A 16,093-nucleotide genomic window follows, 5' to 3' on the forward strand; every position below is an offset into this window, starting at 1 on the left:
AAAAGCGAGATGATTGTCTTCACAAGACAATCATCTCGCTTTTTTATTAAATGCGTTCCATCGCTGTCTTTAATGTCCCTACAACAAAAGCGATTTCTTCACTTGAAATAATAAGAGGCGGTGCTAATGTTAAAACATTATTATAGCCTGCTGTTGTCATTCCGTTACGTCCAACGATTAATCCTTTTTCTTTACAAGCGTTCACGACACTTGCAATTTTATCATTATCAATTGGTTCTTTTGTTTCCTTATCATTTACTAATTCTATACCGACTAATAGCCCCTTTCCCCTAATGTCTCCAACAAGCGGATGATCTCCAATCTCGTCTCTTAATTGCTCTAATAAAAGCGATCCCATTTGCGCGGAACGCTCAATTAAATTTTCATTTTCCATAATTTCTAAGTTTTTAAGTGCTAACGCACAAGCAGCTGGATTCCCGCCAAACGTGTTAATATGACGGAAAAATTCATATTCTCCTGTTCCCTTAAACGCTTCATAAATTTCTTTCTTCACCGCTGTTGCTGATAACGGCAAATATGCACTCGTAATTCCCTTTGCCATTGTAATAATGTCAGGCTTTACATCGTAATTCATAAAACCAAACGCTTTTCCGGTACGGCCAAAACCACAAATCACTTCATCACTAATAAGGAGTGCTCCATGTTTTTGACAGATTTCATGAACAGCTTTCATATAATCTTGCGGAGGCATCAAAATACCACCACCTGTAATAATTGGTTCCATTATAAATCCAGCTATCGTTTCACTTAGTTCCCACGTCATAACACGGTCAATTTCTTTCACACACTCTACATCGTAAATATTTTGCGATTCCACTCCTTGCATTCGATAACAATCTGGCGGCGTCACATGTAAAAAACCTGAAGTAAATGGTTCATATTGATATTTACGCTGTGCTTGTCCTGTCGCTGCCATCGCCGCCATTGTATTACCATGATAGCCACGATAACGTGACATAATTTTATAGCGATGCTGTTCCCCTTTATATGCATAATATTGCCTTGCAATTTTAAAAGCTGTTTCGTTCGCTTCCGATCCACTATTAGAGAAGAAAATGACATATTCTCCTCCGAGCCACTCGTTTAATTTTTCAGCAAGTCGAATCGCTGGTTCATGTGATTGCGACATAGGAAAATACGATAATGTTTGCAGTTGCTCATACGCTGCCTCAGCAAGCTCTTTTCTCCCATATCCACTATTCACACACCAAAGACCACTCATACCATCTAGATATCGTTTTCCTTCTATATCTTCTACCCAGCAACCTTCCGCTTTTGCCCCAACCATTGTACTATTTGGACTAAACGGGCGCATTCCATGCCACACATACTGTTCATCCTTTGCTAGTAATGAATCTGTTTGTTTCGTTTTCATCATATCTTCCACCTTCCATAACAACTTATTCTTCTCCAAGCTGCACTGGTGCCATGATAAGTTAAAACTTCTCTCTGCCTATTTTCATTCCACACTTATAAGACAAATCCTACCAAATAACAAGTAATATTTAAAACAAAATTACAAAATAAAAAAAGCCTTCCAAATATTTTGGAAAGCTCATGTTCTTTTAGTGTGCAGAAACGTCACTCACTCCGTGACCTGTATTAGATTTCACAAGAATTTCATCAAATTTTGCTGCATCTTCTTTCTTACTTGAAAAAATTGTCCCTAAGTATGCCGCTAAAAATCCAAGTGGAATGGAAATAATTCCAGGTGTTGTATAAGGGAATAGTGCTTCTCCCACAAAAATCGCTTTCCCTGCTTCAGGATTCCAAACATTTGGACTTAATGCCACTAGCACAATTGCTGAAACAAGACCGACAATCATACCACAAATTGCCCCTGTCGTATTAAAACGCTTCCAATAAATCGTAAATAAAATAACTGGTAAATTTGCACTTGCAGCAACCGCAAACGCTAACGACACTAAGAAAGCAACATTTAACGTTTGAGCAAATAACGCTAAAATAATAGATAATACCGCCACGCCAATGGATGCATAGCGCGCCATTGATACTTGTTCTTTTTCTGTTGCCTTGCCCTTACGAATAATCTCATTATAGAAATCATGCGCAAATGCTGAAGCGGCTGTTAACACGAGACCCGCTACAACTGCCAAAATTGTTGCAAATGCAATTGCAGAAACAAAAGCAAATAAGAAATCTCCTCCAAGTGCTTTTGCTAATAACGGTGCTGCCATATTACCAGCTGGGTTCGCCTGAATAATTGCAGCATTTCCTACAAAAGCAGCTGCTCCAAAACCTAGGAAAATCGTCATAATATAAAAAGCTCCAATTAACCAAGTTGCACATACGACAGATTGGCGTGCTGTTTTGGCATCCCGAACAGTAAAAAATCGTACAAGAATATGAGGTAAACCTGCTGTTCCAAGAACAAGGCCTAAGTTTAAAGAAATCGTATCTAATCCATCTTTGTATTTCACACCAGGATTTAAGAAAGCTTCCTTAAGTGGTGTAGCTGTTTTCATCTGGGCAAACATTTCTGTAATACTAAAATTAAATTTCGCGAACACAATAACTGAAATAATAAATGTTCCTGCCATGAGTAAGACAGCTTTGACAATTTGCACCCAACTTGTTGCCGTCATACCGCCGAAAATAACATACACTGTCATTAGTGTTCCAACAATTAAAACAGATGTCGTATATTCAATTCCTAATAGTAATTTAATAAGTGCACCCGCTCCTACTAGTTGTGCAATCATATAGAAAATTGAAATTGTCATCGTATTTAAAGCGGCAATACCTCGCACCTTCTTCGCATCAAAACGTGCTGCAATCATATCGGCTAATGTATACTTCCCTAAATTTCTAAGCGGTTCCGCAACAAGATATAATACAACTAAATAAGCAACGAGAAAACCAACACTATAAAAAAAGCCATCAAATCCAGTTAACGCTACAGCTCCAGCAATTCCAAGAAACGAGGCAGCTGACATATAATCCCCAGCAATGGCCAAACCATTTTGCCACCCAGTTAATCCCCCTCCTGCTGTATAAAACTCACTCGCATTTCTCGTTTTTTTCGATGCAAAATATGTTATGACGAGCGTACCAAGAACAATAATTAAAAAGAGTGCAAACGCAGTTGTATTCAAATTTACCCCCTCCTTTTTTGCATTTTTTGAAGGATTCCCTGTGAAATTTCATCAAATGACTCTGCTTTTTTGCTATAAATCATACATAAAGCCCACGTCATCACGAATTGGGCAAAAGCAAAAATCCACGCCCATGTTACATCACCAAATGCTGGTGTATTTAATACTTTTGAATAAGATGTCAAAATAGGTAATGCAATAAAAAAACTCAAAAAGAAAATGGTCATAGGAACAATAAATTTTCGTTTCTTTTCTAACAGTAATTGAAATTCTGCTGACTGAACGACTTCTGTATAATTCACCTCACTTTGTAACTTGCGTGCTGAACTATCATCTCGTTTCATTTCTCAAGTCCCCTCTCCCTCATTCTTTAAATCAAATTTCCCCTTGCCCTCCCGAAAAACTAAATTTTATAAATATTCAGAAACTTATATTCATTTTAGACAATCTCTTCTTCTCTGCAAAGATTTTTCGATAGACATCTTTCGTCATATTTTTCCATTTTTTTAATATATTTTTTTGAAATAAAATAAAACTTTAGTTAGTGAGCATTCTCTTCATCTCTACTAGTGATTAGCCCTCACGAATCGGTCTTTTACAGGCAGTTAGTTTACTTTCCACTTAACTTCTTTTCTTTCGCTGAACTTTGAAATCGGAGTATTACTGCACGTAAAAGAAAAAGCAGTGCTTATTGCACCACTTCTTTGTCCTTCCCTTTTTCTAGGTTACGTGCCGTCTCACTTAATTCGACATCTTTTCCATTTTTATACGTGCCAAATAAGAAATCATAAACTGGATTCGACACACCAAACCAATAATTTTCATTTTTATAATGATGCAATATATGCTGCTTCTTTAACCATCTACCAAAATGAGTCAGCGGTCGAATTGGTTTATGTGCGATATAATGTTTCCATTCATAAATAAGCAGCATAATAATCATCCCAATTCCAAATGAAAATGTAATCGTTATATTACTTGTAAATCCATACAAAATGAACAAATAAATCGCGAACCCTGGCAAGCTATACCAAACTGGTAAAAACAATAATTTTAAATCATCAGGGTACACATGATGATCATAATGTAATCTCCTTAACATTTTCAGTAAAAATGGATTTTTAGGAGGTTTAATATGAAATAAAAATCGATGTGTTACATACTCATTGATTGTATAAAAAATGATTCCTGCAAGACATGACAACAATGCTACTCCTGTAAATAATTGCATTTTCAAAATAATGATAAACAGTATCAATACCCCGGACATAATGACAATATCATGTTGGAAAAAGAACTCCTTCATCGCCCTATTCATTTACTCTTCCCCCTTTTTCAAAAAACGGTCGTAACATATTGTTACGACCGTTTCTTATCTATTTATTTTATTCTCATTACAAATTTGCTTGCTGTTCTATTGTAGCAAAAAAATTCTTGGAACCAAATATATTTTGCTTTGGAATGATGTGTTCAACTGCAAAAACAGTTACTTCTCCCCTCTGCACTTCCCCAATAATCAGGCCGAATACATCATGATTTACAGCAAATGTTGGTTGCTTCGTTTGTAATAATCTTTCAGTAGTATGAAGAACAGCTTCATATAATGGATTTCTGTCAGTAACTTCTTTTCGAATTTTTGGTGCTAATGTAATAATGATTTCTTTTCCATTAATAGTGGTTCGATACATAAAAATCTCCCCTTCAATCTTATGTGAACAACTGTAAAGCTTTGTACGCAAAATGGATAGAATATCCGACTAGAATGATTCCAGCCCCCGCTGTAATATAACCAAGCGCTTTTTGTTTAAGCAATGTTCGTCCAAAATGAACGGAAAAAGCAATATTTAAATTCCATAAAATAATGCCAATAATAATACAAAGACTATACAAAAAGGCTTCTTGCTTGGTTACTTTTGTAAGTAGTGAGCTAAGTGTACTCCCATATACACCAAACCAAAAAACAAGATTTAATGGATTGGATATCGCAATTAAAAATCCAGCCATAAAGGACTGCTGAAGCCCACCTACCTCTTCTTGTTTATATTCCATATTCGAGTGTAAAATTCCTTGTTTTACACTTTGGAACCCTAAATAAAACAGTAAGAAAAATCCTATGCAATACATAAAGGCTTGTACGTATGTATACATAAATACAGAAGATAAACCAAAATAAATGAGGAGCATAAACAAAATATCTGCACTCATTCCTCCTATTCCAACGACCCAAGCGTGCCAAAAACCACGTTCAATTCCTCTTTTTAACATTTCAATATTAATTGGTCCTACTGGTGCAGCTAATGAAATACCTAGTACAATTTGCTGTATAATTACTCCAAACATCGCTCTATCCTTTCTATTCCTTTTTCTATTAGCAAATGAGGAAACTACGAAAAATAGACTAGCTTTTACGAAAAAATATACATAATTAAAATGTCCTTTTTTATCCAAAATATGCAAAAAAGCCGTCCATGGGCGGCTTTCATTTTTCTACTTTATGATGAAATGGACATTTTCCTTGAATCGGTTCAATGTCGTCTCCAATAAAATATTGCTTCCACTCTCGATGGTCAGGATCACCATAGTGGCTAATATTCGGATGCTTTGGCAACTGATCCCACTTTTCAACCCGCTCTCTAACCATTTGCCGTGAATATGAACCTTTTGGCCGATCCCCTTCTAGTCCATTAAAAATGATACGTGGTTGGAATCCAATAATAAGTGAGTTTCCTAAATGCCGCGTTTTTCTTTGTTTATAAGCAGGCGCATTTCCAAACGCAAACATAGGCTCGCCACCAAACGAAAATTCCCATAAATGATGATCTGGATTTTCGGGGATTTTTTCAGGCCATGGCTGTTCATCTGCTTCATGTAAATATTGTAGTACTCTCCAAAAATAGGACCGGTAATGTTCAATGGACTGTTCTTCAAGTTCTGGTTCTACAAAAAGAAAAAAACCCCTTCTTACAACTGGTCGTTCGTGCATTAGATCTAAAAAAGAAAGCATCGTATGCGGTAAATGACTCCAATCATCATGGGAAAGAAACGAATACCGAAGTTCATTCTTCTTTAAGGCCGTTAATCCAAAATAGCACGGAAAGGTTGGATCCAATACAACATGAGAAAAATTTACAAACTCCTCAGAAACCCAACTCGGTATATCTACCCTATTTTTCATTCCTTCATTATCTAATAGATAAGACTGATCCATTCTCTCACCTCACTATGTACAGCATTCACTTAAACATATTAAAAAGTGAACTCGTCCTATACCATGAAAAAAACTTGAGCGGGAAATTATTTAAAAATACAAAAAGATAAAAACGCTTACTTGACTAAAATCTACCATTTCGTGTATATTTAAATTATCATTTAGCAGAATATTCGAGAATATAGCATTTTTAGTTTTATGAATTTGCAAACATTTCAGGCGAATGTTACTAAATGAAAAGTAATCGTTTTTTAGGAGGAATTGTAACATGCAAGGAAAAGTAAAATGGTTTAACAACGAAAAAGGTTTTGGATTTATCGAAATTGAAGGCGCTGACGATGTATTCGTACATTTCACAGCTATTCAAGGCGACGGCTACAAAGCTTTAGAAGAAGGTCAAGAAGTATCTTTCGACATCGTTGAAGGTAACCGCGGACCTCAAGCTGCTAACGTAGTAAAACTTTAATCCAACATATAACAGGAGGTTACCTACTAGGTAACCTCCTTTGTTATTCCTTTGTATATTTCCTTTTTGCAGAGTAAAAACTATGTGAAATGTAACAGAATACAAAGGAGGAATCGACAATGGGTTCACATGTAAATGATTTTGAAGAAGTAAAATTCCGCGTAGAAACGGCACAAAAAATGGTAGGTTCTGCGACAATTACAATGGATCCAGAATCACTAGAGCATGCGACAAATGCAGTCGAATCTGCACGTTCACAGCTTGAAATTATGAAATCTGTTGCGACAGACTTGGATGAACCATTCTTAATGAATGAAGAAAAAAAATTAAGTAAATGTGAACATCAATTGCAAGAAGCTAAGCATTGAAAAAACATCCAGAGAGCTACCTCTGGATGTTTTTTCATGATAATTGATCTCCATATTTCTTTAACTTTTCGCCAATGGTACATTGCCGAATACAAAAAGAATGAGCATAATACTTACTACGTGTTTTTCTATAATGTTCTTGCAAAAAACATCCTTCACAGTATGTTTCTAATAAATCATTTGCCTCTGTAATGAGCTGCTTTTTATTCACCGCTGCACCTCTCTATTCGGTTATTTCTTTATGACTGTCGATGGCTGTTCCTTCCAATGCTTGCGTTGCTAATTGATGCGCCTCTTTGTTTTGTTTTCTTGCTATCGGCTCACAGACAAGCTTTAATTTCATTTGCTTTGCTTTTTGTTCAATCTGATCTAAATAGTGATTTAGATGTTCATCATAGCAAGGCCATTCTCCAGCTAATTGCTGCAAGGCCACTTGGGAATCGCCATGAAGTGTAATCGATTCATATTTAATCCCTAATTCCTCCAGTACATTCATTCCATATAATAATGCCGCATATTCCGCCTCATTATTATCATATATCCCCTCTGTGTACGCATTACGACGAACTCGGTAATTTGCATTCCCTTTTCTATAGTAAATACATATACCAATCCCCGCTTCTTTTGTTTCCAGATCATACCCACCATCAAAGTACATACGAATGTCTTGTGGTTCTTCTTCTACTTGCTTACTGAGCTTTTTCATTTCTTTTAGCGTCCATTCCGCGTCCATCTCATCGTAAAATACAAGTTCTTTTACTCTTCCTGTTTTCTCAAAATCAGCTGCAAATTGAAGTGTCTCTTCTATACTCATATAATTTGTTGTTAATTCTGTTTGAAGATTAGACTTTGTTTTATATAGCCAATGTATTTTATATTTCATACTCATTTCCCCTTATATAAGACTTCGTATTTTTATTATATTTTACCAATAGTCATAGTATTATATTCGAATGGAAGTTGACGAGTGTCAACTTTTAAAATACAAAAGAGCTGCTCCATATTGGAAGCAGCTCTTTCTATTCATGTCACATAAATCTATTAAATTGCACTCGTTTATTCATCCAATACATAACCGGCATACCAATTGCCATCACGACAAATTCACCAGCTGCACATGTAAGCCATGTAAATAAAAATGGCAGGTCAAATGCAAGATGAAGTTCAATTGCTATCATAAACATTGTAACTGTAAAGATAACTGTATTAAAAATCATACGAGCCCAAACACCCTTAATAAAACGCATGGAAATAATCGTAGCAAGAAGTGCAAGAATGGATTGCCCTACTCCAAATACTAAATCATACGCAATCATAGGGGAGAAAAAGAGATTTGTTAAAAATACACCTAAGACAATTCCATAAATCGATTTCTTATTAAATACAACGAGGTGGTTAAACATCTCCGAAATACGAAATTGTACATTCGTAAAGCCAAACGGCTGAATAAGTGCGGAAACAGCAATATATAATGCTGCTAGAATACCATTACCAACTAATGTTTTTATATTCATGACAAAATCTCCTTAGTTTTTTTACGTGGGATGGTTTCGAACCACGTGATTCGTTTTTAAACAACAATTTTATATTGTACGCAATAGACAACCATTCGTCAATAGATTTCTACCATTCACTACCCTTTTTCGAATAGACAACGTATAATAAAGTATATGAAGAATTTAGGAGGTTTCGCTTCATGACAGCGACAATTCAAAATGAAAAATTGATCGTTTCCCTCTCTGAAAAAGGTGCAGAGTTACAGAGCATTCGCTTAAAAGAAGATAACACAGAATATATGTGGCAAGGTGATCCTAAATATTGGGGACGCCGTGCACCAATTTTATTCCCAATTGTCGGTAGATTAGTGGACAATACATATTATGTAGATGGTAAACCTTATTCATTAACACAACACGGCTTCGCTCGCGACCTTACATTTTCCATAAAAGAGCAAAGTGAAACAAAAATTACTTATGCAGTCTCCAGCAATCAAGAAACTTTACAAAAATATCCGTATGAATTTGAGTTGTCTGTTTCTTATGAGCTAGATGAGCAAAATATACATGTTACTTACGAAGTACATAACCCTGCTTCAAAAGAAATGTTCTTTTCTATCGGAGCACATCCAGGCTTCAATTGTCCATTAGTAAAAGGTGAGTCATTTACAGACTACCATTTATCATTTCATGGCCCTGAACATTTAGAAACAAGCATACTAGAAGGCGCATTTCTTTCAAAAGAAAAACGACTCATCGCTAAAAATACGACCGAATTACCACTTACATACGATTTATTCAAAAATGATGCCCTTATTTTTGAAAATATGAATACAAGTGAAATTTCTATTCGCTCTCATAAACATAATAAGTTTGTAAAAGTAGCATTTGAAGGCTTCCCATTTGTCGGTGTGTGGACACAAAGTAATGATGCTCCTTTCTTATGTATTGAACCTTGGTATGGAATTGCTGATGAAGTAGAACCAGCTAAAGATTTCAAAGAGAAAAAAGGTGTGCAATCCTTACAAGCGAATGAAACATTTACATGCCGCTACAGCATTACAATTGGATAAACTGCATTTTTATTTTCGTATTTTCTATCCCCCGCCTTTAGAAATTTTTAGGCGGGGGCTTACTATAAGCTAACGCTATATAAATAATGGAGGTATTAAGTTTTGATCGAAGTATATATTGATGGTGCATCAAAGGGAAATCCTGGGCCTTCTGGTGCTGGCGTTTTTATTAAAGGCGTACAACCGCCAGTGCAATTATCACTACCGCTTGGAACGATGTCTAACCATGAAGCAGAATATCATGCACTACTCGCTGCATTAAAATATTGTACAGAACATAACTATAGCATTGTATCTTTTCGCACAGATTCTCAACTTGTTGAACGTGCAGTAGAAAAAGAGTATGCAAAAAACGAAACGTATGCACCACTTTTACAAGAAGCGCTGGCGTACATCGAGAAATTTGACCTTTTCTTTATAAAGTGGATTCCAAGCAGTCAAAACAAAGTTGCTGATGAATTAGCAAGAAAAGCTATTTTACTAAATGAATGGGGGTCATAGCGTGAAAAAAGGGTGGATTGCTCCTCTTGCTTTATTATTTGTCTCCTTTATTTGGGGAGCCACATTTGTCGTCGTGCAAAATGCAATGTCATTTGTTGGTCCATTTACGTTCAATGGTGTTCGATTTTTATTTGCTGGAATTATTTTGTTATTCGTCCAAATGATGTTTTCGAAAAAAACTTCAAAACAACAAATTCAAGATAGTAGTATCGCTGGATTAATTGTCGGATTCTTCTTATTTATCGGTTATTTATTACAAACATTTGGATTAATTTATACCACTTCCTCTAAAGCAGGATTTTTAACTGGACTCAGCGTTGTTATGGTTCCAATTCTTTCATTTATCTTTTTGAAACAAAAAGCTACACCTTTTATCGTACTCGGCATTATCGCTGCTACAGCTGGCTTATATTTACTAACCGCTGGTGATTCTTTTCAATTCAATATTGGAGATATGCTTGTTCTCGGCTGTGCAATTGCCTTTGCAGCACATATTCTGATTAATGGGATCTTTTCCAAAAAGATATCTCCTCTGTTATTAAGTACATCTCAAGTATTGTCCGTTGGAATTTTCTCTACCATCTGTGCTTTTTTATTTGAGGATTGGGAGAAATTATTTTCAATCTCTTTATGGACGAATGATGCCTTTTTATTTGCTCTACTTGCAACATCCTTATTTGCAACAGCAATCGCTTTTTTTATTCAAACAGCCGCGCAAAAACACACCTCTCCAACGAGAGTCGCCATTATTTTCGCAATGGAACCTGTCTTTGCTGCATTAACAGGCGTTCTTGTTGCAAACGAACAACTTTCGATTTCCGCAATACTTGGTTGCCTTTGTATTTTCTTAGGCATGATTTTCGTTGAACTTCCTTCAAAACAAAAAAAAGAAGCGCAGGCTGCGTGAAGTTATGCTTGTAACTTCCGCATAAAAGCCTTTGCGCTTTTTTTGTCCGTAATTCTCTCTTCTTTCAACCTCTCTAACAGCGCCACAAAATAACTCCCATCAAACTGTAATTGATGTTTAATCGTCGCTTCAATCGCTGCGTTCACAATTCCATCAGATGCACCCGTATATCCTTGACCAAACATAATAAATCCTTGTGCTTCTTCTGATAATTTGAATCCTTTTGTATGTAAGAATGAAAGATAATCTTGCACTGTTTGCATGCTGTTCCCACCTAATTCAAAAAATTGTCCCTTCCCTATCATACATGTTTTTAGACTTTATGAGAATGAATTTTCTTTGACACCTTCTTTATATTGACTTGCTTTTCGATATGATAAAAACAACATTGCCATCGCAAGTAATTCAAATATCGCGCCTATATAACCAAGATAGACAATGGAACTATACTTCAAAATAAATCCACCAACAATCGTTCCTATAGCAATCCCTATATATAACGTTGAAGCGCTTAAAGATAACACGACCGACGGTGATTTATATTTGAAAGTTCACTAATTTTCACTTTTCATCCCTCCCCTTGGTTATATTGTAAGGTGTTACATGATGTGAAGGTCAACAATGAAATTAGAATAATTTCCTTATACAAACAGGATTTACTGACAACATCTAGAAGTAGATACAGTGAAACTTGAATCAACAGTGACTTTCTTCATGCCTCACCTATCTTCTTTACTCTGTTCGGAATATTGACCTGAGAAGACGTTTGCCCAAAAATAACGGAATGAAAAGAGAGTCATACATTTTACTCAAAAAGGAGATATTTAATGAAACAAGCCCTATTAATTATTGATGCCCAACAAGAGCTTATTGACGGTAACGAACAAGAAGCTGCAGTATTTCATAAAGACCAATTATTAGCTGCAATAAATGTAGCCATTCAAAAGGCTCTTCAATCAAATGCTCTGATTATTTTTGTCAGAGATACTGATGTTGCTTCCGGTATAGGACAAGGATTTCAAATACACAAGGAAATTACAGTACCTCCTGAAGCAGTCATTATAGATAAACAGGCTACCAATTCGTTTTATAACACTTCTTTACAGACTCTTTTAAAAGAGAAAGAAATCGGTCATCTCATTATAGGAGGATGCAAAACCGAACATTGTATTGATACTGCCGTTAGAACCGCAACCGTACAAGGATTTGATGTCACTTTAATACAAAATGGCCACTCAACGACCGATTCTACCATTCTATCAGCACAACAAATTATCGAACATCATAATAAAACACTACATGGTCATTATAATGTCGACCATTTTTCTATTATAAGAGATGTCGAGGAAGATCTATTTTCCCCTATTCATGACCAATATCGGGAATAGAAAAATCTCATTTCTAAAGTAAAAAGATTCCTTTTGCGAAAGGAATCTTTTTACATCCAAATATTTGTGCAGCAATTTCATACAATTTACCATTTTGTTTCAAAAGTTGCTCACCATATACAATTCCTGATTGAAAAATGGTTTTGATTTCTTCTGAATTATAATCCCATCCTACCGATTCGGATAATTTAATAAGGTATGTATGGTATATCTTTTTCTCTCAGTCTCTCTATTGTAATCACAATTGTTCGTCTCCTTTCACTCAAAGAAATTTATTATCCTTGCTCATTCATAATTCGTGCTAATTCTATGAAAAAGTTCAATGATTCTGGGTTGGCCATGGAACCTTGATTCACTACCTTTTCTGGTGGGAACCCTAATAAGATTTTGCGAATTGGAACTTCTAATTTCTTTCCACTCAATGTTTTCGGAATTTGCTCCACTTCATAAACTTCATCAGGAACAAACCTCGGTGAAACCTTTTCTTTTATTTCAGCTTTTATTGTTTCTTTTAATTCATCACTCATATTTACACCAGGCTTTAACACAACAAAGATCAGCATACATGATTTACGTCCAAGAAGTTCTAAATCTACTACTAAACTCTCCATAATATCGTCTAAGGACTCAACTACACGATAAATTTCACTTGTCCCAATCCGTACACCGAGCCGATTAATCGTGGAGTCTGACCGTCCGAAAATGATACAACTGCCTTTATCATCAAATTTAATCCAATCACCATGTCTCCAAATTCCTGGATACATTTCAAAATAACTTTCAAGATAACGTTTATTATTGTTATCTCCCCAAAAATAAATAGGCATAGATGGCATTGGAGCGGTTATAACCAACTCTCCAACTTCATTAGTAATGGATTTCCCCTCATCATCGAATGCTTGTACGTGTGCTCCTAAAGCACGAGCTTGTATTTCACCTGCATAAACAGGCAATATGGGAGAACCGCCAACAAAAGCCGTACATACATCCGTTCCTCCGCTAGTAGAAACAAGCCATACATCTGTTTTCACATTTTCATATACCCATACAAATCCTTCTACAGGTAGAGGGGACCCAGTTGAACAAATAGCCTTTAACTCAGAAAATTTACGGCTTTCTTTTGGCTTAACCCCAAATTTCATACATGCGCTTAGAAAACCAGCACTTGTACCAAAGAAAGTAACCCCAACTTCTTCTGCAATATCCCATAATACATGTATACTAGGATAAGATGGGCTGCCGTCATATAAAACAATTGTACCCCCAGTTAAAAGACCTCCCACTAAAAGGTTCCACATCATCCAGCCTGTCGTTGTAAACCAAAAGAACACATCATCTCGGTTAACACCTTGTTCAACTAATAATGTCTTAAGCTGCTCTAATAGTATCCCGCCTTGACTTTGGACAATTGGCTTTGGCAACCCTGTTGTTCCGGAAGAAAATAAAATCCAAAGAGGATGATCAAATGGGACCTTTTCAAAAACAAGCTCACAATCCCCCTGCAATAGGTCATTCCAATACATTGTACGATGATTCAATTCAGAATCATTACTGCTAACATAAGGGATTAAAATCGTCTTCTTTAAAGTAGGCAGACTCAATTGGATTTCCGAAACACTTGTTTTTCTATTCTGAATTTTACCATTATAAGAATACCCATCAACTGCAAATAAAATCGTCGGCTCAATTTGCTTAAAGCGATCAATAACAGTATTTGTCCCGAAGTCGGGAGAACAGCTGGACCAAATAGCCCCTATACTGGCACATGCTAAAAAAGCAATTACAGTCTCAGGAATATTAGGCATATAAGCAACAACACGATCTCCTGGTTTAACCCCTAATTCCTTTAGGGAATTAGCTACCATTGCTGTCTTTTCATAAAGTTCTTTCCAGCTTAATTCTGTTCTTCGAGTGGTTTCAGATTGAAAAATTACTGCTGGTTTATTTCCTCTTATATTTCGAAAAACATGTTCCGCATAATTTAAGGTAGAGCCAGTGAACCATTTCACCCCAGGCATCAGTCTTGATTCCAAAACTTGATTATACGATGTGTTAGATTTGACTTGGCAATAATTCCAAATATTTTCCCAGAACGTTTCAAGTTCTTCGACAGACCATTTCCATAATTCGTTTTGACTTCCAAAAGATAAACCTTTCTCCTTTTTAAGCCATTTCATAAAAAGACTGATACCTGAGTTTTCTATTTGCTGCTGTGATGGCTTCCATAATAGCACACCTTCAGTAATCGCTTTCATTATTATTCCCCCTTGCCTAATAATTTTTTTAAGAAGTAAATAATAACTATATACAGCATGTGCCCCAAAAAACCTTTTTTAAAAAGGAAAGTTAATAACTAAATAAAAAAGTCCTCCTTTAAAAGAAGAACCTTTTACAGCAAGATTAATAAGCTTATGTCTAAAAAAACTGAAATTGAAATATACCGCCAAAGCTCTACACTATGCTTATATATCACATAGAAATAGACTTTCTCTACACCTCTCACTTTACAACCAACATGCCTGCTTCCCTCAAAACCAAGAAAATTTCATTTATACAAACAAAACATTTCTTTGCGCTCCTTCAAGAACCCCCTCCTGAATTTGTCGTACAAACTTGTAAATTGTTTGCTCTTTCTGCAAAGAGAATATTTCTTGTTCATTCATATAAGCTGCATAGCAATATTTCCATAGTAATGCGATTTTCTCAATTTCATTTCCCTTTTTAAGTAACACATCTTTTTGTATATGATCTACAAATGAATTAGCTCCATATACATATTCCACTTTTATTTGATTAACAATGAATGACAATATCTTTTTAGATTGAAACCGAACGATCCCTTCCTCTTCCATCTCTTTTAACACATCCATAAATATTTCATTCACTATTTTTTGTTCCGTACCAAAATAGTAAATCCATTCTTTACATGTACGTGTTTCATTATTTTGTAAGAATAACATAAGACTATTAAAACACGGATCTTTTATATCTTGATCTTTTACAATTTCTATTACATCCTTTTGATTTACATGTATATAACCGTTTTCCAGCAATTCTAAAATCATTATTCCAGTGCTATATAAAGGTAAACTATATGTGTAACGACTATTTATTACAATTGGTTGTTCTGCCAGATAGTTACTAATAAAACTTTTTGTCATCGTCCCCATTCTCTTCATCTTTGCCTCCCCCTCCATTCAATCTTCTCTAATCAAATTATGATAATATAAAATGAAGTGACCATTTCTTTTCTACAACTGTTATGATAAATATAGTATAAAAATACGAGAAGAATGCACTTTTTTGATAGAAAGTATCCTCAAGGATACTGAAATGGGGAGAAAAGAGGATTCAGCAATTACAAAAAGAATCATAATCGAATGCCCTTACAAAAAAATAAGGAGATACGTTCAAATTACGTCATCTCCTGCTCATACCTATATAAATTCACTTTAATTTTTCGACATCTAAATCCCTGCTATGCAGAATAAAAAGTAACCTACACTCGTTTGCTCTTTCTGTTTTTACTTCGCATGTGGCAGAAAAAGG

At 35.5% G+C, this 16,093-nt stretch carries 20 protein-coding genes and 1 riboswitch; of the genes, 6 read left to right on the forward strand and 14 right to left on the reverse strand.

What is annotated here, in order from left to right:
* Positions 1 to 46: 46 nt before the first annotated feature.
* The 7 genes from COO03_RS15285 to COO03_RS15315 form a co-directional block, all read right to left on the reverse strand.
* Entirely contained in the window at positions 47 to 1,396 is a 1,350-nt protein-coding gene (locus COO03_RS15285; RefSeq protein WP_141523237.1) for an aspartate aminotransferase family protein, read from the reverse strand.
* Between the two features lie 190 nt (positions 1,397 to 1,586).
* Complete coding sequence (locus COO03_RS15290) at positions 1,587 to 3,137, reverse strand: solute symporter family protein (protein WP_097897979.1); 1,551 nt, start codon at positions 3,135 to 3,137, stop codon at positions 1,587 to 1,589.
* A gap of 2 nt (positions 3,138 to 3,139) precedes the next feature.
* The gene (locus COO03_RS15295) at positions 3,140 to 3,481 is read right to left on the reverse strand and encodes a DUF485 domain-containing protein (protein ID WP_097897980.1); all 342 of its coding nucleotides are present in this window, start codon (positions 3,479 to 3,481) and stop codon (positions 3,140 to 3,142) included.
* A 344-nt stretch (positions 3,482 to 3,825) separates the two neighbouring features.
* Entirely contained in the window at positions 3,826 to 4,455 is a 630-nt protein-coding gene (locus COO03_RS15300) for a sterol desaturase family protein (RefSeq protein ID WP_097897981.1), read from the reverse strand.
* Positions 4,456 to 4,531: 76 nt separating this feature from the next.
* Complete coding sequence (locus tag COO03_RS15305; RefSeq protein WP_097897982.1) at positions 4,532 to 4,825, reverse strand: cytoplasmic protein; 294 nt, start codon at positions 4,823 to 4,825, stop codon at positions 4,532 to 4,534.
* Positions 4,826 to 4,844: 19 nt separating this feature from the next.
* Positions 4,845 to 5,477, reverse strand: coding sequence for a LysE family transporter (locus COO03_RS15310; protein ID WP_097897983.1), 633 nt, complete (start codon positions 5,475 to 5,477; stop codon positions 4,845 to 4,847).
* Between the two features lie 139 nt (positions 5,478 to 5,616).
* On the reverse strand, positions 5,617 to 6,345 hold the full coding sequence (locus COO03_RS15315; protein WP_097897984.1) for a YqcI/YcgG family protein: 729 nt from the start codon (positions 6,343 to 6,345) through the stop codon (positions 5,617 to 5,619).
* A 268-nt stretch (positions 6,346 to 6,613) separates the two neighbouring features.
* Here COO03_RS15315 and cspD point away from each other — a divergent pair, with 268 nt between their 5' ends.
* Positions 6,614 to 6,811, forward strand: a complete 198-nt coding sequence (cspD, locus tag COO03_RS15320) for a cold-shock protein CspD (protein WP_097848555.1) — start codon at positions 6,614 to 6,616, stop codon at positions 6,809 to 6,811.
* 119 nt (positions 6,812 to 6,930) lie between these two features.
* Complete coding sequence (locus COO03_RS15325) at positions 6,931 to 7,179, forward strand: DUF2564 family protein (RefSeq protein WP_097897985.1); 249 nt, start codon at positions 6,931 to 6,933, stop codon at positions 7,177 to 7,179.
* Between the two features lie 34 nt (positions 7,180 to 7,213).
* Here COO03_RS15325 and COO03_RS15330 read toward each other — a convergent pair whose 3' ends face one another.
* The 3 genes from COO03_RS15330 to COO03_RS15340 all read right to left on the reverse strand — a co-directional run bounded on the left by COO03_RS15330 (position 7,214) and on the right by COO03_RS15340 (position 8,693).
* Positions 7,214 to 7,390, reverse strand: a complete 177-nt coding sequence (locus tag COO03_RS15330; protein ID WP_097897986.1) for a zinc-finger domain-containing protein — start codon at positions 7,388 to 7,390, stop codon at positions 7,214 to 7,216.
* A 12-nt stretch (positions 7,391 to 7,402) separates the two neighbouring features.
* Positions 7,403 to 8,062 carry a ribonuclease H family protein gene (locus COO03_RS15335; protein ID WP_097897987.1) on the reverse strand — a complete coding sequence of 220 codons (660 nt, stop codon included), beginning with the start codon at positions 8,060 to 8,062 and terminating at the stop codon, positions 7,403 to 7,405.
* Positions 8,063 to 8,207: 145 nt separating this feature from the next.
* Positions 8,208 to 8,693, reverse strand: coding sequence for a QueT transporter family protein (locus COO03_RS15340; RefSeq protein ID WP_097897988.1), 486 nt, complete (start codon positions 8,691 to 8,693; stop codon positions 8,208 to 8,210).
* A gap of 6 nt (positions 8,694 to 8,699) precedes the next feature.
* Positions 8,700 to 8,744: riboswitch (PreQ1 riboswitch) on the reverse strand.
* Between the two features lie 131 nt (positions 8,745 to 8,875).
* Here COO03_RS15340 and COO03_RS15345 point away from each other — a divergent pair.
* The 3 genes from COO03_RS15345 (at position 8,876) to COO03_RS15355 (ending at position 11,156) form a co-directional block, all read left to right on the forward strand.
* Entirely contained in the window at positions 8,876 to 9,748 is an 873-nt protein-coding gene (locus COO03_RS15345; RefSeq protein WP_097897989.1) for an aldose 1-epimerase family protein, read from the forward strand.
* A gap of 102 nt (positions 9,749 to 9,850) precedes the next feature.
* Positions 9,851 to 10,249, forward strand: a complete 399-nt coding sequence (locus COO03_RS15350; protein WP_097897990.1) for a reverse transcriptase-like protein — start codon at positions 9,851 to 9,853, stop codon at positions 10,247 to 10,249.
* Between the two features lies 1 nt (position 10,250).
* A complete protein-coding gene (locus COO03_RS15355; protein ID WP_141523236.1) occupies positions 10,251 to 11,156 on the forward strand; it encodes a DMT family transporter in 906 nt (301 codons plus the stop codon).
* Positions 11,157 to 11,158: 2 nt separating this feature from the next.
* On the opposite strand, the gene COO03_RS15360 is transcribed toward COO03_RS15355, so the two are convergent.
* Complete coding sequence (locus COO03_RS15360) at positions 11,159 to 11,419, reverse strand: DUF6123 family protein (protein WP_097897992.1); 261 nt, start codon at positions 11,417 to 11,419, stop codon at positions 11,159 to 11,161.
* Positions 11,420 to 11,476: 57 nt separating this feature from the next.
* Entirely contained in the window at positions 11,477 to 11,611 is a 135-nt protein-coding gene (locus COO03_RS27665; protein WP_255287498.1) for a hypothetical protein, read from the reverse strand.
* Positions 11,612 to 11,983: 372 nt separating this feature from the next.
* Between COO03_RS27665 and COO03_RS15365 the strand changes: the two genes are divergently transcribed.
* Entirely contained in the window at positions 11,984 to 12,544 is a 561-nt protein-coding gene (locus tag COO03_RS15365) for an isochorismatase family protein (protein WP_097897993.1), read from the forward strand.
* 275 nt (positions 12,545 to 12,819) lie between these two features.
* Here the strand turns inward: COO03_RS15365 and COO03_RS15370 are convergent, their stop codons facing one another.
* Positions 12,820 to 14,799, reverse strand: coding sequence for an acetoacetate--CoA ligase (locus tag COO03_RS15370; RefSeq protein WP_097897994.1), 1,980 nt, complete (start codon positions 14,797 to 14,799; stop codon positions 12,820 to 12,822).
* Between the two features lie 294 nt (positions 14,800 to 15,093).
* Positions 15,094 to 15,723: a hypothetical protein gene (locus tag COO03_RS15375; RefSeq protein ID WP_097897995.1), complete on the reverse strand. Its 630-nt coding sequence runs from the start codon at positions 15,721 to 15,723 to the stop codon at positions 15,094 to 15,096.
* Between the last annotated feature and the right edge of the window lie 370 nt (positions 15,724 to 16,093).

It is taken from the genome of Bacillus sp. AFS098217 (assembly GCF_002551815.1).
Taxonomy (GTDB): domain Bacteria; phylum Bacillota; class Bacilli; order Bacillales; family Bacillaceae_G; genus Bacillus_A.